General features: G+C 72.2%; 25 protein-coding genes and 1 tRNA gene. 18 read left to right on the top strand and 8 right to left on the bottom strand.

Annotated features, from left to right (window positions below; all coding sequences use genetic code 11):
• Positions 1 to 66: 66 nt before the first annotated feature.
• Positions 67 to 276 carry a DUF1918 domain-containing protein gene (locus tag ACFW5B_RS04840; RefSeq protein WP_386433308.1) on the bottom strand — a complete coding sequence of 70 codons (210 nt, stop codon included), beginning with the start codon at positions 274 to 276 and terminating at the stop codon, positions 67 to 69.
• A gap of 198 nt (positions 277 to 474) precedes the next feature.
• Positions 475 to 1485 (bottom strand): DMT family transporter, encoded by a 1011-nt coding sequence (locus tag ACFW5B_RS04845; RefSeq protein WP_386433311.1) that lies wholly within the window; start codon positions 1483 to 1485, stop codon positions 475 to 477.
• Between ACFW5B_RS04845 and ACFW5B_RS04850 the strand changes: the two genes are divergently transcribed.
• The 5 genes from ACFW5B_RS04850 (at position 1484) to ACFW5B_RS04870 (ending at position 5477) form a co-directional block, all read left to right on the top strand.
• Complete coding sequence (locus ACFW5B_RS04850; protein WP_386433314.1) at positions 1484 to 2989, top strand: PLP-dependent aminotransferase family protein; 1506 nt, start codon at positions 1484 to 1486, stop codon at positions 2987 to 2989. The two genes, ACFW5B_RS04845 and ACFW5B_RS04850, sit on opposite strands and share 2 nt — an antisense overlap.
• Positions 2990 to 3154: 165 nt before the next feature.
• Positions 3155 to 3607: a GNAT family N-acetyltransferase gene (locus tag ACFW5B_RS04855; protein ID WP_386433317.1), complete on the top strand. Its 453-nt coding sequence runs from the start codon at positions 3155 to 3157 to the stop codon at positions 3605 to 3607.
• A 44-nt stretch (positions 3608 to 3651) separates the two neighbouring features.
• Positions 3652 to 4221 carry a histidine phosphatase family protein gene (locus ACFW5B_RS04860; protein WP_386433320.1) on the top strand — a complete coding sequence of 190 codons (570 nt, stop codon included), beginning with the start codon at positions 3652 to 3654 and terminating at the stop codon, positions 4219 to 4221.
• Between the two features lie 177 nt (positions 4222 to 4398).
• Positions 4399 to 5106: a hypothetical protein gene (locus tag ACFW5B_RS04865; protein ID WP_386433940.1), complete on the top strand. Its 708-nt coding sequence runs from the start codon at positions 4399 to 4401 to the stop codon at positions 5104 to 5106.
• A 5-nt stretch (positions 5107 to 5111) separates the two neighbouring features.
• Complete coding sequence (locus ACFW5B_RS04870) at positions 5112 to 5477, top strand: DUF4333 domain-containing protein (RefSeq protein WP_386433323.1); 366 nt, start codon at positions 5112 to 5114, stop codon at positions 5475 to 5477.
• Between the two features lie 32 nt (positions 5478 to 5509).
• Here ACFW5B_RS04870 and ACFW5B_RS04875 read toward each other — a convergent pair whose 3' ends face one another.
• The 3 genes from ACFW5B_RS04875 to ACFW5B_RS04885 all read right to left on the bottom strand — a co-directional run bounded on the left by ACFW5B_RS04875 (position 5510) and on the right by ACFW5B_RS04885 (position 8032).
• On the bottom strand, positions 5510 to 5962 hold the full coding sequence (locus ACFW5B_RS04875; protein ID WP_386433326.1) for a YybH family protein: 453 nt from the start codon (positions 5960 to 5962) through the stop codon (positions 5510 to 5512).
• A gap of 142 nt (positions 5963 to 6104) precedes the next feature.
• On the bottom strand, positions 6105 to 6857 hold the full coding sequence (locus ACFW5B_RS04880) for a response regulator transcription factor (protein WP_386433329.1): 753 nt from the start codon (positions 6855 to 6857) through the stop codon (positions 6105 to 6107).
• An 86-nt stretch (positions 6858 to 6943) separates the two neighbouring features.
• Complete coding sequence (locus ACFW5B_RS04885) at positions 6944 to 8032, bottom strand: class I SAM-dependent methyltransferase (protein WP_386433331.1); 1089 nt, start codon at positions 8030 to 8032, stop codon at positions 6944 to 6946.
• Positions 8033 to 8152: 120 nt separating this feature from the next.
• Here ACFW5B_RS04885 and ACFW5B_RS04890 point away from each other — a divergent pair, with 120 nt between their 5' ends.
• The 7 genes from ACFW5B_RS04890 to ACFW5B_RS04920 all read left to right on the top strand — a co-directional run bounded on the left by ACFW5B_RS04890 (position 8153) and on the right by ACFW5B_RS04920 (position 14832).
• Positions 8153 to 8344 (top strand): DUF1059 domain-containing protein, encoded by a 192-nt coding sequence (locus ACFW5B_RS04890; protein WP_386433334.1) that lies wholly within the window; start codon positions 8153 to 8155, stop codon positions 8342 to 8344.
• 136 nt (positions 8345 to 8480) lie between these two features.
• Complete coding sequence (argC, locus tag ACFW5B_RS04895) at positions 8481 to 9509, top strand: N-acetyl-gamma-glutamyl-phosphate reductase (RefSeq protein WP_386433337.1); 1029 nt, start codon at positions 8481 to 8483, stop codon at positions 9507 to 9509.
• Positions 9510 to 9573: 64 nt separating this feature from the next.
• Entirely contained in the window at positions 9574 to 10752 is a 1179-nt protein-coding gene (argJ, locus tag ACFW5B_RS04900; protein ID WP_386433340.1) for a bifunctional glutamate N-acetyltransferase/amino-acid acetyltransferase ArgJ, read from the top strand.
• On the top strand, positions 10749 to 11666 hold the full coding sequence (gene argB / locus ACFW5B_RS04905; RefSeq protein ID WP_386433343.1) for an acetylglutamate kinase: 918 nt from the start codon (positions 10749 to 10751) through the stop codon (positions 11664 to 11666). The genes argJ and argB overlap by 4 nt, the downstream gene beginning before the upstream one ends.
• Positions 11663 to 12898 carry an acetylornithine transaminase gene (locus ACFW5B_RS04910; protein ID WP_386433346.1) on the top strand — a complete coding sequence of 412 codons (1236 nt, stop codon included), beginning with the start codon at positions 11663 to 11665 and terminating at the stop codon, positions 12896 to 12898. Before argB ends, ACFW5B_RS04910 begins: the two co-directional genes overlap by 4 nt.
• A gap of 8 nt (positions 12899 to 12906) precedes the next feature.
• Complete coding sequence (locus ACFW5B_RS04915; protein ID WP_159747778.1) at positions 12907 to 13449, top strand: arginine repressor; 543 nt, start codon at positions 12907 to 12909, stop codon at positions 13447 to 13449.
• Positions 13450 to 13710: 261 nt separating this feature from the next.
• Complete coding sequence (locus tag ACFW5B_RS04920) at positions 13711 to 14832, top strand: mechanosensitive ion channel family protein (RefSeq protein WP_386433349.1); 1122 nt, start codon at positions 13711 to 13713, stop codon at positions 14830 to 14832.
• Between the two features lie 77 nt (positions 14833 to 14909).
• Here ACFW5B_RS04920 and ACFW5B_RS04925 read toward each other — a convergent pair whose 3' ends face one another.
• Both ACFW5B_RS04925 and ACFW5B_RS04930 read right to left on the bottom strand, forming a co-directional pair.
• Positions 14910 to 15101, bottom strand: coding sequence for a hypothetical protein (locus ACFW5B_RS04925; protein ID WP_386433352.1), 192 nt, complete (start codon positions 15099 to 15101; stop codon positions 14910 to 14912).
• Entirely contained in the window at positions 15098 to 15514 is a 417-nt protein-coding gene (locus ACFW5B_RS04930) for an ATP-binding protein (RefSeq protein ID WP_386433354.1), read from the bottom strand. The genes ACFW5B_RS04925 and ACFW5B_RS04930 overlap by 4 nt, the downstream gene beginning before the upstream one ends.
• 235 nt (positions 15515 to 15749) lie before the next feature.
• Between ACFW5B_RS04930 and ACFW5B_RS04935 the strand changes: the two genes are divergently transcribed.
• The 3 genes from ACFW5B_RS04935 (at position 15750) to ACFW5B_RS04945 (ending at position 18099) form a co-directional block, all read left to right on the top strand.
• Positions 15750 to 17012: an XRE family transcriptional regulator gene (locus ACFW5B_RS04935; protein ID WP_386433357.1), complete on the top strand. Its 1263-nt coding sequence runs from the start codon at positions 15750 to 15752 to the stop codon at positions 17010 to 17012.
• The gene (locus tag ACFW5B_RS04940; protein WP_386433360.1) at positions 17012 to 17536 is read left to right on the top strand and encodes a GNAT family N-acetyltransferase; all 525 of its coding nucleotides are present in this window, start codon (positions 17012 to 17014) and stop codon (positions 17534 to 17536) included. The genes ACFW5B_RS04935 and ACFW5B_RS04940 overlap by 1 nt, the downstream gene beginning before the upstream one ends.
• A gap of 80 nt (positions 17537 to 17616) precedes the next feature.
• Positions 17617 to 18099: an SAM-dependent methyltransferase gene (locus ACFW5B_RS04945; RefSeq protein ID WP_386433363.1), complete on the top strand. Its 483-nt coding sequence runs from the start codon at positions 17617 to 17619 to the stop codon at positions 18097 to 18099.
• Positions 18100 to 18188: 89 nt separating this feature from the next.
• Here ACFW5B_RS04945 and ACFW5B_RS04950 read toward each other — a convergent pair.
• Positions 18189 to 18262, bottom strand: a tRNA-Pro gene (locus ACFW5B_RS04950).
• Positions 18263 to 18406: 144 nt separating this feature from the next.
• Here ACFW5B_RS04950 and ACFW5B_RS04955 point away from each other — a divergent pair.
• The 3 genes from ACFW5B_RS04955 (at position 18407) to argH (ending at position 21627) form a co-directional block, all read left to right on the top strand.
• Positions 18407 to 18784: a DUF488 domain-containing protein gene (locus ACFW5B_RS04955; protein ID WP_386433366.1), complete on the top strand. Its 378-nt coding sequence runs from the start codon at positions 18407 to 18409 to the stop codon at positions 18782 to 18784.
• 117 nt (positions 18785 to 18901) lie between these two features.
• On the top strand, positions 18902 to 20095 hold the full coding sequence (locus tag ACFW5B_RS04960) for an argininosuccinate synthase (RefSeq protein ID WP_386433369.1): 1194 nt from the start codon (positions 18902 to 18904) through the stop codon (positions 20093 to 20095).
• Between the two features lie 89 nt (positions 20096 to 20184).
• The gene (gene argH / locus ACFW5B_RS04965) at positions 20185 to 21627 is read left to right on the top strand and encodes an argininosuccinate lyase (RefSeq protein WP_386433372.1); all 1443 of its coding nucleotides are present in this window, start codon (positions 20185 to 20187) and stop codon (positions 21625 to 21627) included.
• The last annotated feature ends 96 nt before the right edge of the window (positions 21628 to 21723 follow it).

Genomic DNA, 21723 nt, shown 5'->3' on the forward strand with positions numbered 1-21723 from the left:
GTGTGAGCCGCGCGGGCGGTGGGGCCGTCCGCGCGGCCGCGGTGGCGCTCCGCGTACGGCGTCCGCTTACCGGCCGGCGTCGACGTCGGTGGTCTTGCCGTGCCGGACGACGGAGTCGGGGCCGGGCGACATGATCGCCTCGTGTCCGTCCTCGCTGCGGACACGATAGGGCGGGTCGCCGTTCGGGCCCAGTACCTCGATGATCTCGACGACCCGGTCGTGATGCCCGACGGTCCTGCCGTGCACCACCAGCCGGTCGCCCCTGCTTGCGTGCATGAGGGTCCTCCCCGCTTCGGGGCGGCCGTGCGCCCGGTTCGGCCGACAGCACGACGGCCAACGGTTGAACGGCCAACGGTTTCAACGGTTTACGGGCCTGCAGCAGCCCGGGCAGCGGTATCTGCCTTCGCGGCAAGTTTACGTCCGTACGGGGCGGCTGCACCCGGTAGGAGATGACTCGTCCCTTTCGGGGGGTGGTCAGCCACGGGCCCGCTGGGTCACCACGATGCACCCCAGGACCGCCAGCGCCGCCACCGGAGCGGCCGGCGGCAGCCGCTCGCCCAGCAGCAGCACGGACCAGACCAGGGTCAGCAGCGGCTGGGCCAGCTGAAGCTGGCTCGCCTTGTGAATGCCGATGGCGGCCATTCCGCGGTACCAGACGACCAGTCCGAGGAACTGCGAACCGAACGCCAGCCACAGCAGTCCGCTGACCGAGTGCACCGTGAGCTGCAGCGGCTCGCTGGACAGCGCCACCGCGGCGCCCGCCACCGTCACCGGCAGCGCCAGCACCAGCGCCCAGCCGATCACCTGCCAGCCCGGCATGTGGCGGGCCAGCCGGCCGCCCTCGGTGTAGCCGGCCGCGCACACCAGCAGCGCCGCGAACAGCAGCAGATCGCCGCGGCCCGGCGCCCCGCCGCTCTGCTGCACCGCGAAGCCGATGACGACGGCGGCGCCGACCAGCGAGGCGCCCCAGAAGGTACGGGACGGCCGCACCCCGGTCCGTAGGGCCGAGCAGGCGGCCGTGGTCAGCGGCAGCAGGCCGACGACGACGGCCGCGTGCGAGGTGGTGGAGGTCTGCAGGGCGAGGGTGGTGAGCAGCGGGAAGCCCAGGACGACACCGCCCGCGACCACCGCGAGGCCCAGCCAGTGGCGCCGCTCGGGGAGGCGCACCCGCAGCACCGTGAGCGCGCCGACGGCCAGTACGGCGGCGAGCACGCTGCGCAGCATCACCACGGTCCAGGGGCCCATGCCTTCCAGCGCCCAGGCGGTCCCGGGGAACGTGAGCGAGAAGGAGGCCACGCCGAGGGCGGCGAGCAGGGCGCCACGGCCGACGAGGGTGCCGCGGGCGGTGGGGGCGGCGGCAGCGGGGGCTCCCCCCGTCGGGGTGTCCGCCGTCGGGGTGTCCGCTGCCGGGGTGTCCGGGCCGGCGGTGGCCGGGGTGCGGACCGCTATCGTGGCGGTTGCGGTAGCGCTATCGTTGTCTCTCATGCAAGAGCGTAGCAGTGGGGCGGAGCTGGCGGCGATTCTGCGAAGTGAGCTGAATCGCTACTCTCCTGGAGAGAAGCTGCCGTCGAGTCGTGCACTGGTGGAGCGGTACCGGGTGAGCCCGGTGACCGTGTCCCGGGCGCTCGCCGAGCTGGCGGCGGAGGGCCTGGTCACCACCCGGCCGGGCGCCGGGGCCTTCCGGGCCGAGCCGCGCCGCGAGGCGCCCCGGCCGGTCGACACCTCCTGGCAGGAGATCACGCTGAGCGCGGAGCCGGGCGGCGACCAGGTGCCGCGCAGCGTCGACGCCTCGGGCGTGGTGGCCACGCTGAGCGTCCCGGGCCCCGGTGTCATCGAGCTCAACGGCGGTTATCTGCACTCCGACCTGCAGCCGGAGCGTGCCCTGGCTGCCGCCCTGGCGCGCGCCGGACGCCGGCCGGGTGCCTGGGGGCGGCCCCCGGTCGAAGGGGTCCCGGAGCTGCGGGCCTGGTTCGCCCGGGAGATCGCCGGGGCCGGCGGCCCGCTCGCCGCCAGCGACGTGCTGGTCACCGCCGGCGGCCAGAGCGCGCTGACCGCCGCACTGCGGGCCCTCGCCGCGCCGGGCGCCCCGGTGCTCGTCGAGTCGCCGACCTACCCGGGCATGCTGGCGGTGGCCCGCGCCTCCGGGCTGCGGCCGGTGCCCGTACCGCTCGACACCGGCGGGGTCCGTACGGATCTGCTCGCCGACGCCTTCCGCGCCAGCGGCGCCCGGCTCTTCGTCTGCCAGCCGCTGTTCCAGAACCCGACCGGCGCGGTGCTCGCCGCGGAGCGGCGGCGCGAGGTGCTGCGGGTGGCGCGGGCGGCGGGCGCCTTCGTGATCGAGGACGACTTCGCGCGGCTGCTGGTCCACGGCGACGCCCCCACGCTCCCGCCGACCCTGATCGCGGACGACCGGGACGGCACGGTCGTCCATGTCCGCTCGCTGACCAAGGCGACCTCGGCCAATCTGCGGGTGGGCGCCCTGGCGGCCCGCGGACCGGTGCTCGACCGGCTTCGCGCCATCCAGGTCGTGGACAGCTTCTTCGTGCCCCGGCCGCTCCAGGAAGCCGCCCTGGAACTCGTCGGCTCGCCCGCCTGGCCCCGCCATCTGCGGCTGATCGCGGGGGAGTTGACCGCCCGTCGGAACGCCCTGACCGCCGCGCTGCACCGCGAGCTGCCCGCGCTCGCCGGTCCGGAGCCGGGGCACGGGTCGGCGTACGGCCAGGACCCCGCGCCCGGCGGCCGCTACATCCCGCCCGGCGGCTACCACCTCTGGCTGCGGCTGCCGGACGGCACCGACGAGGCGGCGCTGACGGGGGCGGCGCTGCGCGCGGGCGTCGCGGTCGCGGCCGGCCGCCCGTACTTCGCCGCCGAGCCGCCGGCCGCCTACCTGCGGCTGAGCTTCGCGTCGGCGTCCGGCACCGGGGAGATCACCGAGGGCGTGCGCCGGCTCCGGGCGGCGTGCGAGGAGCTGGGCGTGCCGGTGCGCTGAGGGCGGGGAGGGGGCGGCGCGGGGCAGCGGGCCGAGGCGGCGAGGCGGGGGCGCGGCCTGACTGCCCCCTGCCGGGCCGCCGAGCCGCCCCGGCCGCCGGGCCTCTCCGCGGCCGCCCCGGATTCCGGTTCGACGCCACCCCCGCCCCTCTGCGAACCTCCCGGCATGACGGAACACGCCCTCGACGGCTACGAGATCTCCACGGACCCGGCCCGCCTGGACGCCGACCTGGTCCACCACTGGCTCGCCACCGACGCCTACTGGGCCGTGGACCGCCCCCGGGACCTCCATGACCGCGCCGTCGCGGGCTCGCTCAACTTCGGGCTGTACGCCTCCGGTTCGGGGCGCCAGGCCGGTTATGCCCGGGTGGTCACCGACCACGCCACGTTTGCCTGGCTCTGCGACGTCTACATCTGCCGCGACGACCGCGGCAAAGGCCTGGGCACGGCGCTGATCGAGGCCGTCGCCGACCATCTGGCGCCCTGCGGGCTGAGCCGGCTGACGCTCTCCACCAGGGACGCCCACGGGGTGTACGAAAAGGTCGGCTTCCGGGCCCTGGTGTCCCCGCAGGAGTGGATGACCCTCGGCCTGGGCGATCCGGGGCCTGTCGGGATCTGATCAACGCGGACCGCGCGGGCGGCGGCTGCTCTTACCATCGGCGCATGAGCGTTCGACTCAAGCTGCTCGCCGCGGCCCGTAACTCCTCGCTGCTCGAGACCCGGTTCGACGACGACCGTCCACTCGATGCCGCGGGATGGCACGAGGCGGAGCGGGCGGCCCCCTTCCTGTGCCAACTCGCCGCCGCCGAACTCCGCTACTGCTCGCCGTCCGCCCGCTGCCGGCAGACCGGCGAGGCCCTCGGCCTGCGCCCGCTCGCCCAGCCGGCGCTGCGCGACTGCGACATGGGGCGCTGGCGCGGCCGCACGCTGGGCGAGGTGACCGCCGCCGAACCCGCCGCCGTGGAAGCCTGGCTGGCCGATCCGCGCTCCGCACCGCACGGCGGGGAATCCCTGCTGGAGTTCATCACCCGGATCGGCCGCTGGCTGGACACCCGGCCGGCTCAGGACGCCGCCGGGCTGCTGGCGGTCGCCGAACCCGCCGTCGTCCGCGCCGCCCTGGTCTATGTGCTCCAGGCGCCGCCGCACGCGTACTGGCGGATCGATGTCCAGCCGCTCTCGGTGGTCACCCTCACCGGCCGGTCCGGGACCTGGGACCTGCTGCTGGAGGCCTGACCGGCCGCCCGGGGCACCACCCGGAAAGCCCAGCCGGCAGGTTCCGCCGTCCGGGGCGTATGCACCCGTGTGACCTGCGGAAAGACCGGGAAGGCGGGCATCTGGCGGGGCAGTTGGACCCGGGCGGCGGACACCATCGAGGTGCGCACCGCCGGGCCGGGCGCTTCTCTCGTGTCTATGCATATACGCCACATTCCTCTGTACGCCCTGGCGGCCGGCGCGCTGGCGGTGTCGGTGCTGCTCTTCGGCGACGGCGACGGTGCGGACGCCGCCACCGAGGCCACCGGGAAGGTGACCGACGCCGTCACCGGGGCCGCCCCCGCCGTGGACGGCTCCCACGCGGTGGTCGTCGAGCCCGACCCGGTGGCACCTGGCGGCGCCTTCTCCGTCCACGACGGCGGCAGCTGCGCGGGCGATTCCGCGGAGGCCACCTTCGAAGGGGCGGACATCCCCGCGGTGCAGCTGTCCTCCGGGAGCGAACGGCTGGGCGGCAGCGCGATCGTGCCGGAGGGCACCGCGCCCGGCTCGTACCGGGTCACCGTCGTCTGTGGCGGCACGTCCGGAGCCCGGCAGAGCGCCCTGGAGACGGACCGGTCCGGCACCGGGGAACACGGCGAGGCAGACGGCACGGAGCACGGCGACACCGACGGCGGGGAGCGCGGCAAGGACCACGGCGGCCGCAAGACCCTCACCGGCACCATGGTCGTCTCCGGTGACGGCGACGAGACCGAGGGGGTCGTTCCGCAGGGCGGCGCGGACACCGGTCTCGGCGGCGCGGCGGGCTCCGGACGGGCGGCCACCGCGCTCGGCGGAGTGGTGCTGCTGGCCGCGGCCGGCGGAGGTGCCCTGGTCCGCCGCCGGCGCGCCCGCGGCGACCGGAGCTGACGGCCGTGAGCGCACCTCCGCCCCGTCACCGCGCCCTCGTCCTCGGCCTCCTCACGGCCCTGGTCGCGGCGGGTGTGCTCGCGCTCGCCGCCGTCCGGCTGCGTGACCGCGAAGCCACCAGCGAGGTCGACGGCGGCACCCACACCGTGCTGCGCACCGAGATCGCCCGGACCCTCAGCGGCCAGCTCACCCTGCCGTTCCGCAACGGGCCCGACGCGGTGCACTGCTCCGGCGATCTGCGGCCGGTGCGCAACGACGAGGTGCACTGCACGGCGCACTTCCCCATCGGCCTGGAGCGCCGGCTGACCGTCGAGGTCACCCACGTCCGCCGCAACCTGGTCACCTACCGGCGGCACGCGCTGCCCCGCTGACGGTGCCGGCCGGGCACGGCAGGGGGCCCTCCCTACGGTTTGAGGTCCAGGGCCGCCAGCCCCGACCCGTCCATCAGGAACGGCACCGAGTCATGGGTGTGGGTGATCTTCCAGGTGCCGTCGGTCCTGCGGAGGCCGACGGTGGACCGGTACCACAGCTCCACCTCGAAACCGCCGGTCTTCGTGCCGCGCATCCGGTTGATGCTGTGGCCGAAGGCGACATCGCCGCCGGCCGTGATCTCCAGCTCGGTCAGCGTCACCTCGACCGGTCCCGCCCAGGTCGCGTACCAGGCCTCGACGGCCTGCCGGTCCAGCGCCTCGGGCCCCTTGTACTGCAGCGGGGGAGCGAGGCTGAACTCCACCACGTCCGGTGCGCAGGACGCCAGGAACCGGCGGGCGTCCCGCTCCTTCGTCGCCGCGGCCCGGTCGGCCAGCAGCTCCCGGATCTGTGCCTCGTCCGTCGTGCGCGCGATATCGGTGGTCATGAGGGGTCCTTCCGTCGGACGGCGCCGGGGCGCCGGGAATCCCTGTCCGTAGGGGTGGACCCCGCCGGGTGCCGGAACTCATCGGCCGGGGCGGCACGGGCCGGTGCGGACGCAGCCCCGGCCGTCGGCCCGTGGGGCCGCCCTACGAGCCGAGCGGCACCGCCGTCGTCCCGCCGCGCGTCAGCCAGGCGTTCGCCGCCTCGACCCGGCCGCTCACCCGCAGCTTGGCGTAGGCGTGCTCCAGGTGCTTGTCCACGGTGCGCGGGCTGATCGCCAGCCGGTGGGCGATCTGCTGGTTCGTCAGGCCCCGGGCGAGCAGGGCGAGTACGGCCGATTCGCGGTGGGTGACGGGGGCGGGCGCGGACGGCGGCGGGGCGAGCCGGTGGAGCACATGGCTGAGCCGGGTGCGGAGCAGGGCGGCGGCCGCCACGTCGTCGTCGGAGAAGTCGCTGCTGCTGCGGCTGATCGCCACACAGACCTTCCGCGGCCGGCCGGCGGCGTAGCCCGCGGGGAACGACATCGCGAGCTGCTGTTCGGCGCCGAACGGCCGGTAGACATCGGAGTAGACGGCGAGCGCGTGGAACTCGGCGGGGGTCTGGAGCGTGGAGCGCCGCATCGGGGTGCCGGACCCGAGGGTGGTGTGGGTGACGAGGGAGTCCGTGCCCGACTCCCGGGCGAAGGCGTCCCGGATCTCCGGGGTCAGCAGACCGGCGGGCAGGGTGAGCGGCTGGTCGGCGGAGCCGGCGCGGGGGGACCAGATGATGCTGTCCCCGGGAACGGCGCCGAGCAGCAGCGGAAGCAGTGCCGGAACCAGGGTCTCCTCGTCGACGGCATCGATCAGAAGGTCCACGACGGCGAGAATCCGTCGCAGGCCGGCCTCCGCGGCCGCGCTCATACGTCCAGCGTGCCGAGGGGGCCGGGGCCCGTCAAACGGGCCCCACCCGGCCGGCCGGGGGAAGACCGGCCGGGCGCGTCAGGCGGCTAGCGCCCGACGGCATAGACGCGGTTGACGGGGCTCTCGGCGGCGAGTCGCCAGTGGTGCAGTCCGGCCTCGTCGGCGATCTCCCGCATCGCCTCCTCACCCGCGTGGTTTCCCAGGGCCTGCGGACCGTGCTGGGCGAGCGCGGACGGCAGGCAGACGGCGACCGAGGCGGCGGTCAGCGCCCGGCCGACGGGGTTGGCGTTCTCCTCGGCGTGCTCCGAGGCGTTCGGCTCGACGACCATGCAGACCCCGCCGTCGGCCAGCGCCTCTTCGGCGTGGTGCAGCGCACCGCCCGGGTCGCCGGTGTCGTGCAGACAGTCGAAGAAGGTGATCAGGTCGAAGTCCCCGCCCGGGAAGTCCTGGGCGGTGGCGACCTCGAAGCTGACCCGGTCGCTCAGCCCCTCGTCCTCCGCGATGCCGCGGGCCGCCTCGATGGACGGGCGGTGGAAGTCGAAGCCGTGGAAGTGCGACCGCGGGAAGGCCTGCGCCATCAGCGTCGTGGAGTAGCCGTATCCGCAGCCGATGTCCGCGACCCGCGCGCCCCGCTCCAGCTTCTCCGGCACGCCGTCCAGCGCGGCCAGCCACTCGGGGACCAGGGAGGCCGCGTAGCCGGGGCGGAAGAACTTCGCGGTGCCGGCGAACAGCGCCGGGCCGTGCTCCTCCCAGCCGACGCCCTCGCCGGTGCGAAAGGCGTCCATCAGGGCGTCCTCGGTGGCGTAGAGCGCCTGCATGGCGGTGAAGAAGCCCGCGGCGTAGGTGGGGAGTTCGGGGTTCGCCAGGACCGCGGCGTGCTCGGCGGGCAGCAGGTAGGTGTCGGTGCCGGGGGCGTAGGTGACGTACTCGCCGGCGACCTGGGCGGCGAGCCACTCCCGGACATAGCGCTCGACCAGTCCGGTGCGGGCGGCGAGCTGTGCGGAGGTGAGCGGACCGGCACCGGCCATGGCCCTGTACAGACCGAGCCGGTCGCCGAGCGAGGTGCACAGACCGGCCACCGCGGCACCGCCGTCGGCGATCACTTGCTCCATGAACGCCTGCACCCGGTCCCGGTCCGGGGCCGCGCCCGAGGAGACGTCGGCGGCTGGCGCCATGGCTCTCACCTCCTGGTCCTCTCTCATCGCAGCAGTCCGGCGGTCCCGCACGCCATACGGGATTCGCCGTATACGGCCGGTGGCGGCGCCCGGCCGACACTGGAGGGGAGGAGGTGCGTCATGCGGAAGAAGGTCGACTGCCGGGACCACCCGAGCGAGATGCACTGCACCCTCGTCATCGCCGGCGAGGAGGAGGAAGTGGTCCGCGCCGCCATCGAGCACGCGGTATCCGTCCACGGCCACACCGACAGCGCGGAGCTGCGGGAACAGATCAGGGCGTCACTGAAGGACGAGGTGCCGCAGCACGCCTGAGGCGCGTGTACGGCCCCGCCGCCCCGGAGCCGGGGCGGCGGTCGTGCCGTGTCCGGAGGCCGCCGCCGGCGGAGCCTCCGGCCATTGCATAAAACTGCTGGAATCCGTATAGTCATGCCATCGAGAAGGAGGGTCCATGACGGTACGAGCAGCAGTGGCCGGTGCGAGCGGGTACGCCGGGGGTGAAGTGCTGCGCCTGCTTCTGGGGCACCCGGAGGTGGAGATCGGCGCACTGACCGGGCACTCCAACGCCGGGCAGCGCCTGGGAGCGCTCCAGCCGCATCTGACGCCGCTCGCCGACCGGGAACTCCAGCCGACCTCCGCCGAGGTCGTGGCCGGGCACGACGTCGTCTTCCTCGCACTGCCGCACGGCCAGTCCGCCGCGGTCGCCGAGGAGCTGGGCCCGGACGTGCTCGTCGTGGACTGCGGCGCCGACTTCCGGCTGAGCGACGCCACCGACTGGGAGGCGTTCTACGGCTCGGACCACGCGGGCACCTGGCCGTACGGCCTCCCGGAGCTGCCCGGGAACCGCGCCGCGCTCCAGGGGACCCGGCGCATCGCGGTCCCGGGCTGCTACCCCACCGCCGTCTCGCTCGCCCTGTTCCCCGCCTACGCGGACCGGCTCGCCGAGCCCGAGGCGGTGATCGTCGCGGCCACCGGCACCTCCGGCGCGGGCAAGGCCCTCAAGCCGCATCTGCTGGGCTCCGAGGTCATGGGCTCGATGAGTCCGTACGGCGTCGGCGGCGGCCACCGGCACACCCCCGAGATGATCCAGAACCTCAGCGCGGTGGCCGGCGAGCGCGTCGGGGTCTCCTTCACGCCGACCCTGGCCCCCATGTCCCGCGGCATCCTCGCCACCTGCTCGGCGAAGGCGAAGCCCGGTGTGGACGCCGCCGCCGTACGGGCCGCCTACGAGAAGGCGCTGGCCGACGAGCCGTTCGTACAGCTGCTGCCCGAGGGCCGGTGGCCGTCGACCGCCGCCGTGTACGGCTCCAACACCGCCCAGATCCAGGTGACCCTCGACGAGGCGGCCGGCCGGATCATCGCGATCAGCGCCATCGACAACCTCACCAAGGGCACCGCGGGCGGCGCGGTGCAGAGCATGAACATCGCCCTGGGCCTGCCCGAGGGGACGGGGCTCCCGACGACCGGGGTCGCGCCGTGACCCGGACCGGTACAGGACGGCACGGCAGGACCGGCGGGGCCGGAGAAGCGACGGAGGACGAGCAGTGAGCGTGACGGCAGCACAGGGATTCACGGCGGCGGGCATCGCCGCCGGGATCAAGGAGGGCGGCAGCCCGGACCTCGCCCTCGTGGTGAACACCGGTCCCCGGAGCGCCGCCGCCGGCGTCTTCACCGCCAACCGCGTCAAGGCGGCGCCGGTGCTCTGGTCGGAACAGGTGCTCAAGAGCGGCGAGCTGTCCGCCGTCGTCCTCAACTCCGGCGGCGCCAACGCCTGTACGGGGCCGAAGGGCTTCCAGGACACCCACGCCACCGCGGAGAAGGTCGCCGCCTCGCTGAACACCGCGGGGTACGACGAGACCGGCGGGCACAACGCGGGCATGATCGCCGTGTGCTCGACCGGCCTGATCGGCGTGCCGCTGCCGATGGACAAGCTGCTGCCCGGCGTCGACAAGGCCGTCGCCCAACTCAGCCCGCACGGCGGCGAGAAGGCCGCCATCGCCATCAAGACCACCGACAGCGTGCACAAGACCGCCGTCGTCACCCGGGACGGCTGGACGGTCGGCGGTATGGCCAAGGGCGCCGGCATGCTGGCCCCCGGCCTGGCCACCATGCTCGTCGTGCTGACCACCGACGCCGATGTGCCCTCCGCCGGCCTCGACACGGCGCTGCGGGCCGCGACCCGCACCACCTTCGACCGGGTCGACTCCGACGGCTGTATGTCGACCAACGACACGGTGCTGCTGCTGGCCTCCGGCGCCTCCGGCGTCGTACCGGCCGCCGCTGACTTCGCCGAGGCGGTGCGCGCCGTCTGCGACGACCTCGCCCGCCAGCTCATCGGCGACGCCGAGGGCGCCAGCAAGGACATCAGGATCGAGGTCGTGGGCGCGGCCAGCGAGGACGACGCCGTCGAGGTCGGGCGCTCCATCGCCCGGAACAACCTCCTCAAGTGCGCCATCCACGGCGAGGACCCCAACTGGGGCCGGGTGCTCTCCGCCATCGGCACCACCTCCGCCGTCTTCGAACCCGACCAGCTGAACGTCGCCATCAACGGCGTCTGGGTCTGCAAGAACGGCGCCGTCGGCGAGGACCGCGAGCTGGTCGACATGCGCTACCGGGAGGTCCGCATCACCGCCGACCTCGCCGCCGGCACCGAGTCCGCGGTCATCTGGGCCAACGACCTCACCGCCGACTACGTCCACGAGAACAGCGCGTACTCCTCATGAACGCACGCAAGCACACCGCACTCCCCAAGGCCCGCACGCTCATCGAGGCGCTGCCCTGGCTCACCCGTCACCACGGCAAGACCGTCGTCATCAAGTTCGGCGGCAACGCCATGGTCGACGAGGAGCTCAAGCGCGCCTTCGCCCAGGACGTGGTCTTCCTGCGGCACGCCGGACTGCGCCCCGTCGTCGTGCACGGCGGCGGCCCGCAGATCAGCGCCCAACTGGACCTGCTCGGGCTGGAGTCGGAGTTCAAGGGCGGTCTGCGGGTCACCACGCCCGAGGCGATGAACGTCGTACGGATGGTGCTGGCCGGCCAGGTGCAGCGCGAACTTGTCGGACTGCTCAACGAGCACGGCCCGCTCGCCGTCGGCATGACCGGCGAGGACGCCCACCTGATGGCCGCGACCAAGCACTACGCGCAGATCGACGGCGAGCAGGTGGACATCGGCCGGGTCGGCGAGATCACCGCCATCGACCCCGGCGCGGTCCAGGCGCTCCTGGAGGACGGCCGGATCCCGGTCATCTCCTCCATCGCCCGCAGCAGCGACGAGGAGGACGCCTCGGCGGTCTTCAACGTCAACGCCGACACCGCAGCGGCCGCCCTGGCCGCCGCGCTCGGTGCCGAGACGCTGATGGTGCTCACCGACGTCGAGGGCCTCTACGAGGACTGGCCGAACAGCGACGAGGTGATCTCCCGCCTCACCGCCACCGAACTGGAGAAGCTGCTGCCCGACCTGGCCAGCGGCATGGTCCCCAAGATGCGGGGCTGTCTGCACGCCGTGCGCAACGGCGTGCACACCGCCCGGGTCATCGACGGGCGGGTCCAGCACTCGATCCTGCTGGAGATCTTCACCGACGAAGGCATCGGCACCATGGTCGTGCCGGACGCGAACACCATCGAGGGGGCGACATGACCGACGTGGCACACACCCACGGACCGGCGACCAACGCGGGCCTCACCGGCCGTTGGCAGGGCGCCATGATGGCCAACTTCGGCACCCCGCGCGTCCCGCTGGTCCGCGGAGAGGGCGCAACCGTCTGGGACGCCGACGGCAACGCGTACCTCGACTTCCTCGGCGGCATCGCGGTCAACTCCCTCGGGCACGCCCACCCCGCGGTCGTCCGCGCGGTCTCCGACCAGGTCGCCACCCTCGGCCATGTCTCCAACTTCTTCGTCGCCGAGCCCACCGTGACCCTCGCCGAGCGGCTGCTCGCGCTGGCCGGACGCCCCGGCCGGGTCTACTTCTCCAACTCCGGCGCCGAGGCCAACGAGGCCGCCTTCAAGATCGGCCGGCTGACCGGGCGCACCCACATGGTCTCCACCGCGGGCGGCTTCCACGGCCGCACCATGGGCGCCCTCGCACTCACCGGGCAGCCCGCCAAGCAGGCCCCGTTCGCCCCGCTGCCCGGCGACGTCGACTACGTCCCGTACGGGGACGCGGACGCCCTGCGCGCCGCCGTCACCACCGACACCGCCTTCGTCATCCTGGAGCCCGTCCAGGGCGAGAACGGCGTCATCGTCCCGCCGCCCGGCTACCTTCAGGCGGCCCGCGAGATCACCGCGGCCACCGGCACCCTGCTCGTCCTCGACGAGATCCAGACCGGCATCGGCCGGACCGGACAGTGGCTGGAATCCACCGCCCAGGGCGTCGAGGCGGACCTCGTCACCCTCGCCAAGGGCCTCGGCGGCGGACTGCCGATCGGCGCGACGCTGGCCTTCGGCCCGGCCGCCGACCTGCTCACGCCCGGTTCGCACGGCTCGACGTTCAGCGGCAACCCGGTCGTCTGCGCCGCCGCCCTCGCCGTACTGGACACCATCGAGGCGGACGGCATCCTGGACAACGTCAAGCGCGTCGGCGAACGGCTGCGCGCCGGGACCGAGGCCCTGGGGCACCCCTTGGTCGATCAGGTCCGCGGTGCGGGGCTGCTCCTGGGTATCGTCTTGACGGAGTCGCTCGCGCCGCAGGTGCAGCAGGCGGCTCAGGACGCGGGCCTCCTGGTGAACGCGGTCGCGCCGGACGTCATCCGGCTCGCCCCGCCGCTGATCCTCACCGACGAGGAAGCGGAGGAGTTCCTCCGGAAGCTGCCCGGCGTCCTCACCACGGCCCGCCAAGGGGCCGACGGGGAACGACGAGCCGGAGACTGACGACAACGATGACCGAGCCGCAGGACAACGAGCTGCAGAACGGCGGCCAGGCCGTACCGCAGACCCGCACCGCCCGCCACCGCCGGATCGTGGACATCCTCAACCGGCTGCCGGTCCGCTCCCAGAGCCAGCTCGCCAAGCTGCTCGCCGACGACGGACTGTCCGTCACCCAGGCGACGCTCTCCCGCGATCTGGACGAACTGGGCGCGGTGAAGATCCGCAACACCGGTGGTGAGCTCATCTACGCGGTGCCCAGCGAGGGCGGCGACCGCAAGCCGCGGGCGCCGCTGGGCGAGTCCGCCAAGGAGGAGCGGATGCGCCGCCTCTCCGGCGAACTCCTCATCTCCGCCGAGGCCTCCGCCAACCTCGTGGTCCTGCGCACCCCGCCGGGCGCCGCCCAGTTCCTGGCCTCCGCCATCGACCAGGCCGAACTCCACGACATCCTCGGCACCATCGCCGGCGACGACACCCTGATGCTGATCAGCCGTGACCCGGCGGGCGGCCAGGCGCTCGCCGACCATCTGCTGCGGCTGGCGCAGAAGGCGCACTGACCGCTCCCCACGCGCTCCCCGGGGCATCCCGTTCCGCCCCGGAGCGCCGCGCCGCGCCCCGGGCGGCGGTGGTGCGGAGCATCCACCCGAGCCACTCTCTCCCTGCCGAACCGCATACGGCAGGATGGCAGTTCGCGCCGGGACGTCCACGGATGTCCCGGCGCCTTCACAGCCCTAGAGACAAGCAGGTGGCATGGTGACGAGACATCACATCCGGCACATAGCACGTCCGCTCCTTCCGGTTGCGGGAGGAGCCGGCCGGTGAACCGCGCGGTGACACTCCACGACCTGATCGTCGCCGGTGCCGCACTCGCCGCCGGCATCGTGGCCGGCCTGTTGATGCGGGTGGCCCTGCGATGGCTGGGCAAACACGCCCTCAAAACCCGGTGGAGCGGGGACGACATCCTCGTGGACGTGCTGCGGGCGGTGGTGCCCTGGGCGGCGGTCACCGGCGGCCTGGCGGCGGCGGCCGCGGCGCTGCCGCTGACGGAGACGGTCGGACGCACCGTCAACCGGTCGCTGATGGTGCTGCTCATCCTGGTCGGCACGCTCACCGCGGCCCGGGTGATCACCAATGTGGTGCGGTCCCTGGCACAGTCCCGGTCCGGCGTCGCCGGCTCGGCCACCATCTTCGCCAACATCACCCGCATCATCGTGCTGGCGATGGGCTTCCTGGTGGTCCTGCAGACCCTGGGTATCTCCATCGCCCCGCTCCTGACCGCGCTGGGCGTGGGCGGCCTCGCCGTCGCCCTGGCGCTGCAGGACACCCTGGCCAACCTCTTCGCGGGCGTGCACATCCTCGCCTCGAAGACCGTGCAGCCCGGTGACTACATCCGGCTCAGCAGCGGCGAGGAGGGCTATGTCGTGGACGTCAACTGGCGTAACACCGTGGTGCGTCAGCTCTCCAACAACCTGGTGATCATCCCCAACACCCAGCTGGCGGGCACCAACATGACCAACTTCACCCGCCCGGAACAGAAGTTGACGATCCTGGTGCAGGTGGGCGTTGCCTACGACAGCGACCTCGACCATGTCGAGCGCGTCACCACCGAGGTCATCGGGGACGTGATGAAGGACGTCGACGGCGGCGACCCCGACCACGAACCGGCCGTCCGCTTCCACACCTTCGCCGACTCCCGGATCGGCTTCACGGTGATCCTGGGCGTCGGCGAGTTCAGCGACCAGTACCGGATCAAGCACGAGTTCATCAAGCGCCTCCACCGGCGCTACCGGGACGAGGGCATCCGGATTCCCTCCCCGGCACGCACCGTGGCGCTTCAGAAGCCGGAAGAGATCGTGATTCCGCACCAGCGGGACCTGTCGGACCGGCGTGACGTGTCGGACCAGCGCGATCTGTCGGGGCCGGTGCCGCCGGTGCCGTAGCCCACGGTCACGAGGCCGGCCGCGAGCCCGGCCGCCCCGCGCGGGTCCTTCCTCGCCGGGGCGGCACGGCGCCGCGCTCAGCCGTCGCGCCGTTCTTCACGAGGAACCATCACTGTCAGTCGGCCTGGGGCGTGGCAGAGCCATTCGCCCGGCCCGTTGTCCGGCCGCAGTACGTAGACGCCGTCGCGCACATCGCTGACGATGCCGGTCCGGTCGGCATCCTCGTCGTGGACCAGATCACCGACCCAGGGCTTCCTCGTGCCGTTCACCGGCCGTCCTTCCTGCGCAGTTCGCTCCAGACCCGCTTGCCCCACGGGAGCGGGTCAGTGCCCCAGTCATCCGACAGCGCCGTCACGAGCACGAGGCCGCGCCCACTGACGCCCTCACTCCCTTTCCGGCGGGGTCGGGGAGGGGCCTTGGACTTGTCCACCACCCCGATCCGCACCGTCGCCGGACCGGGCCGGCTGACGACCAGTCGGATCGCCTCGCTCCGCGCGTGCTGCACGGCGTTGGTCACCAACTCGGAGACCACCAAGGCACCGTCGCCGGCCAGTTCCTCCATGCCCCAGGCCGCCAGCGCGGTCCGCACCAGGCGGCGGGCGGTGGCCACGCTCTCGGGTCTGCGCGGCAGCGTTTCGCTGTATCCGGGGTGTCCGGTGGGGCGGGATGCGGTCATGGTCATCAGGACCTCGTCGGTGGTGGGTTATGAGGTGCGGCCCGCTTCCCTGAAGCCGAGGGTGACGGCGGGCTTCTCTCCTTAGGGCCGCCGACCGTCCCGGCCGGCGACGCCCTGTACGCATCCAACGACGGGCTGTCATATGTCGTACGGAAATTCCGCTGCCGCGTGCCGTACGACGGACCGGAAATTTCGCCGCCGTACGGGACGGCGGCGCGCGCGATCTGGATACGGTGCAGGCGTGAAGGCGAACGAGAGTCTTGCCGACGCCCTCGGAGACGCGGGCTTAACCCAGGCCGAGTTGGCTGAGGCGGTGAACGACTACCTGCGGTCGCTCGGCCGGGCGGGCACCGTCAGCGACCGCACCGTGCGCCACTGGCTGACCGGAAAGACGCGGTGGCCGCACCCTCGGCAGCGGGAAGCCTTGGAAGCAATATTCGAATGTAGTGCCGAGGAGTTGGGCTTTGCTCCTCCGGCGGGCAGACGTAGCCCCCACAGGACGGAGGATCCCGTGCGTCGCAGGCACTTCCTCACCGCCGCCACCGGAACAACGGCCGCCGTCGTGCCCCTGGTCGTGGCCCGGCCGTACGCGGTCGGCACCTCCGACGTGATCCGCCTCCGTAGCGGCATGGACGCCCTGACCGTCCTGGACGCCGCCAAAGGCGGGCACGAGGCCCTGGAGCGGGCCGCCTTGGCGGGTGCCGCCGAAGCGCTGGAATTGCAGAAGCGGGCGGCGTCCCAGCGCATCCGGCAGCGGCTCTTCAGCGTGGCCGCCGAATACACGACGGCAGCCGCCTGGTCGTTGCTGGACGCACACAGCGCCCGTCAGGCCATGGGGCACCTGAACCGCGCCCTCTACCTGTCCGGGATGGCACAGGACTCCATCGCGGAACTGGATGTATGGAATCTGCACGCCATGGCCGCAGGTCAACAGCAGGACCACACACAAGCCGTGAGTGCGGCCCAGGCTGCCCTGGCGACCCGCATCACTCGGCGCGACCCGCTGTTCGCCTCGCTGGCTCATGCACGAACAGCCATCGGGCAGTCCCACCTCCAGGACCGGCGAGGCGCCCTGCGGTCACTGGGGTACGCGGAAGACGCTCTGGCCAAGGCCCCGGAGGGCGTTCCTCGGCCGGTTTGGATGGACTTCTATGGCCGTGCCGAACTGCTGGCCATCACGGCGATCGTCCGGGACCACATCGGTGACGCTGCCGGGGCCGAGGCTGCGTCACACCGTGCCCTGGCGGCCATCCCGCAGCAGTTCCGCCGGAACCGCGCTCTGGCCACGCTCCGGCTCGCACACGCGCAGCTGCACCAGCGTGACATCGACCAGGCGTGCGGCACCACGGAGAAGGTGTTCGCGCTGATGGACGGCACCCCCCTGCCGGGCCGGATGCGTTCCCTTCTCGGAGAATTCCACCGCGATTTGATCATGCTTTCGCCGGACGCCAACACCGCGCGCGAGTGGCAGGACCGCTACCGATCAGAATGGAGCCACACCTGATGACCTCCGCCCTGAAGCTGCGCCACTACAGCCACGACGACCTGCCCGAGATCCGGCAGACGCTGCTCGACGTGCACGACGACGTCTACAAGGCGGAGATGGAGGAGGAGTTCAACCAGCGCTTTCCCTGGTTCGTCGACCACTGGGGCGGACACCCCGAGTTCTCCTGCGTGATCGCGTACGACAACAACGAGGTGGTGGGCTTCGCCTACGGAGCCCCCGGACGCGAAGGCCGCGAATGGTGGCGTGAGCATCTGGACCCTGTGCCGGAGAAGAGCCGCACCTTCCACTTCTCGGAACTGATGGTGCGCGAGCGGTGGCGGAAGACGGGCACGTCCGAGCGGCTGCACCGGGCGCTGATGGGCGCCGGGGACGCGGACCTCGCGGCGCTGCTGGTGGACGTGACGCACCCCAAGGTCCAGGCCCTGTACGAGTCCTGGGGGTACCGGAAGGTGGGCGAGGACCAGCCGTTCCCGGACTCCCCGGTGTTCGCGGTGATGCTGGTGGGGCTGCCGCTTCCGTGACCCCGGGGCGTGCACGGACATACGTCCTACCGGCCGACCGCCCATCCCCTTCCCGCTCCCTCCCCGAGGAGTTCCGCCCCATGACAGAGGAATTCACGGTCGTGCCCGTCGCCCACGTGGTGGGGGGCCGTATCGAGCCCACGGACGACTACTGGGGCGGCACCCGCTCCGTCATCCGTATCGACCCGGAGCAGTTCACCGAGGAGTCGGTCGTCGGCCTGGAGGCCTTCTCCCACCTGGAGGTCGTCTTCCGCTTCCATCTGACCGACCCCACCGATCTGCCACCCGAATCCCGGCACCCCCGCGGCAACCCCGACTGGCCCGCGGGCGGCAGCTTCGCCCACCGCAACATGCGCCGGATGAACTGGCTGGGCGTCTCCCGGTGCCGTCTGGTCCGGGTGGACGGCCTGGATCTCCACGTGGAAGCCCTGGATGCCGTGGACGGCACACCGGTGCTGGACATCAAGCCGTGGTTCACCGTGATGGGCCCGCAGGGCGACGTACGCGAACCCGTCTGGCCGTCGGAGATGCTGGCCGACTACTACGCCGAGCCTCGCGAGTAGCCGGCCTGCCACAGAAAACGATCAAGGGCCTTGTCCCCGCCGAAGCGGGAACAAGGCCCTGACCTGGGCTCGAAGCCCTTACTGCACCGTCGGGACGACAGGATTTGAACCTGCGACCCCTTGACCCCCAGTCAAGTGCGCTACCAAGCTGCGCCACGTCCCGGTGCTCATGCGCCGGCCGGAGAACTCCCGGCCGGGGCGTGCAGAAGAAAAATACCCTGTCCCCGGCCCTGAATCCAAAGCGGGTGCTCGCAGGCGCCCTCCCGGGCTCACGGCGGGGCCCCGGCTGTCATGGTTCGATGGTCTTATGGGTGAAATGTCGCCGAAGAACGGTCTCCGGGTGCGCCGGGTGTACGAGGCGCCGGAGCCGGCGGACGGGGCGCGGGTGCTGGTCGACCGGCTGTGGCCGCGGGGGCTGTCAAAGGAGGACGCCCGGCTCACCGAGTGGTGCAAGGACGTGGCGCCGTCGTCGGAGCTGCGGCGCTGGTTCCACCACGAGGAACCGCGGTTCGCCGAGTTCGCCGAGCGGTATCGCGCGGAGCTGGCGCGGGAGGAGGTCCGGCCGGCGCTGGACGGGCTGCGGGAGCGGGCCGCGCAGGGGCCGCTGACCCTGCTGACGGCCACCAAGGAGGTGTCCGTGAGTCATGTGAACGTGCTGATCGAGGTGCTCCAGGAGGGCTCCTGAGGCGTCGCGCCACGCCGCCGCCCCGCCGCTGACCTGCGCATTCATCGACGCGTTGACGAAACATACGGTGGAGTGCATACTTATACCCATCAGCGAATGCACCGTAAGGAGAAACCCGTGACCGAGCGCGTCGTACTCGCCTACTCGGGCGGCCTGGACACCTCTGTCTGTATCGGCTGGATCGCCGAGGAGACGGGCGCCGAGGTCATCGCCGTTGCCGTGGACGTCGGCCAGGGCGGCGAGGACCTGGACGTCATCCGTAAGCGTGCGCTCGACTGCGGTGCGGTCGAGGCCGAGGTCGCGGACGCCAAGAACGAGTTCGCCGACGAGTACTGCCTCCCGGCGATCAAGGCCAACGCCCTGTACATGGACCGCTACCCGCTGGTCTCGGCGCTCTCCCGGCCGACCATCGTCAAGCACCTGGTGGCCGCCGCCAAGAAGCACGGCGCCACCACCGTGGCCCACGGCTGCACCGGCAAGGGCAACGACCAGGTCCGCTTCGAGGCCGGCATCTCCTCCCTCGCCCCCGACCTGAAGTGCATCGCCCCGGTCCGTGACTACGCGATGACCCGGGACAAGGCGATCGCCTTCTGCGAGGAGAAGAACCTCCCGATCGCGACCACCAAGAAGTCGCCGTACTCCATCGACCAGAACGTCTTCGGGCGGGCCGTGGAGACCGGCTTCCTGGAGGACATCTGGAACGCGCCGATCGAGGACGTGTACGAGTACACCGAGAACCCGGCCGTCCAGCGCGAGGCCGACGAGGTCGTCATCACCTTCAAGGAGGGTGTCCCGGTCGCCCTCGACGGCAAGCCCGTCACCGTGCTGCAGGCCATCCAGCAGCTCAACGAGCGGGCCGGCGCCCAGGGCATCGGCCGGATCGACATGGTCGAGGACCGGCTGGTGGGCATCAAGTCCCGCGAGGTGTACGAGGCGCCCGGCGCCATCGCGCTGATCACCGCGCACCAGGAGCTGGAGAACGTCACCGTCGAGCGCGAACTGGCCCGCTACAAGCGGCAGGTCGAGCAGCGCTGGGGCGAGCTGGTTTACGACGGCCTGTGGTTCTCGCCGCTCAAGCGGGCCCTGGAAGGCTTTATCAACGAGGCCAACCAGCAGGTCAGCGGCGACATCCGGATGACCCTGCACGGCGGCCGTGCGGTCGTCACCGGCCGGAAGTCCGACCAGTCTCTGTACGACTTCAACCTCGCGACGTACGACACCGGCGACACCTTCGACCAGTCGCTCTCCAAGGGCTTCATCGAGCTCTTCGGGATGTCGAGCAAGATCGCGGCCAAGCGCGACCTGGCCTGAGCCCGTCTCGTTACCTTCGTGAAACGACCGCCTCCCCGCCCTCGCGGCAGGGAGGTGTTCGTACACCACAGCAGCCTTGAGGAGCAGCAGTGAGCAGCAACAGCGGTGACGTCCGGCTCTGGGGCGGCCGGTTCGCCGACGGTCCGGCAGAGGCGCTGGCCCAGCTGTCGGCGTCCGTCCACTTCGACTGGCGACTGGCCCCGTACGACATCGCGGGCTCACGGGCGCACGCCCGGGTGCTGCACAAGGCGGGCCTGCTCACCGAGGACGAGCTGACCCGGATGCTCGCCGGACTCGACCAGCTGGCGGCGGATGTCGCCGACGGCTCGTTCACGGGCACCGTCGCCGACGAGGACGTGCACACCGCACTGGAGCGCGGGCTGCTGGAGCGGCTCGGCCCGGACCTCGGCGGCAAGCTGCGGGCCGGCCGGTCCCGTAACGACCAGGTCGCCACGCTCTTCCGGATGTATCTGCGGGACCACGCCCGGATCATCGGCGGGCTGATCGCCGACCTCCAGGAGGCGCTGACCGGCCTCGCCGAGACCCACCCGGACGTGGCGATGCCGGGCCGTACCCACCTCCAGCACGCCCAGCCGGTGCTCTTCGCCCACCATGTGCTGGCGCATGTGCAGTCGCTGTCCCGGGACGCGGAGCGGCTGCGGCAGTGGGACGACCGCACCGCCGTCTCCCCGTACGGCTCGGGCGCGCTGGCCGGTTCCTCGCTCGGCCTGGACCCGGAGGCGGTCGCCGCTGACCTCGGCTTCGAGCACGGCTCGGCCGGCAACTCCATCGACGGCACGGCCTCCCGTGACTTCGTCGCGGAATTCGCCTTCATCACGGCGATGATCGGGGTCAACCTCTCCCGGATCGCCGAGGAGGTCATCCTCTGGAACACGAAGGAGTTCTCCTTCGTCACGCTCCACGACGCCTTCTCGACCGGCTCGTCGATCATGCCGCAGAAGAAGAACCCGGACATCGCCGAACTGGCGCGGGGCAAGTCGGGGCGCCTCATCGGCAACCTGACCGGGCTGCTGGCCACGCTCAAGGCCCTCCCGCTCGCCTACAACCGCGACCTCCAGGAGGACAAGGAGCCGGTCTTCGACTCCTGCGACCAACTGGAGGTGCTGCTCCCGGCGTTCACCGGGATGATGGCCACCCTGACCGTTAACCGCGAGCGCATGGAGGAGCTGGCCCCGGCCGGCTTCTCGCTGGCCACCGACATCGCGGAGTGGCTGGTCAAGCAGGGTGTGCCGTTCCGGGTGGCGCACGAGGTCGCGGGCGAGTGCGTCAAGGAGTGCGAGGCGCACGGCATCGAGCTGGACCAGCTCACCGACGAGCAGTTCGCGAAGATCTCGCCGCATCTGACCCCCGAGGTCCGCGGCGTCCTCAACGTCCCCGGCGCGCTCGCCTCGCGCAGCGGCCGCGGCGGCACCGCGCCCTCCGCGGTGGCGGTCCAGCTCGCCGAGGTACGGGCCGATCTGGTCCGGCAGCAGGAGTGGGCGACGGCCAAGAAGGCCACCGAGCTGACCTAGCCCGCAGCGATCTGCGACGGCGGCCCGCACCCGGGAGAGACCGGGGGCGGGCCGCCGTCGTGTGCGTGGGGACACCTCGATGAGACGCTGATGTCT

It is taken from the genome of Streptomyces sp. NPDC058773 (assembly GCF_042746015.1).
Taxonomy (GTDB): Bacteria; Actinomycetota; Actinomycetes; order Streptomycetales; family Streptomycetaceae; genus Streptomyces.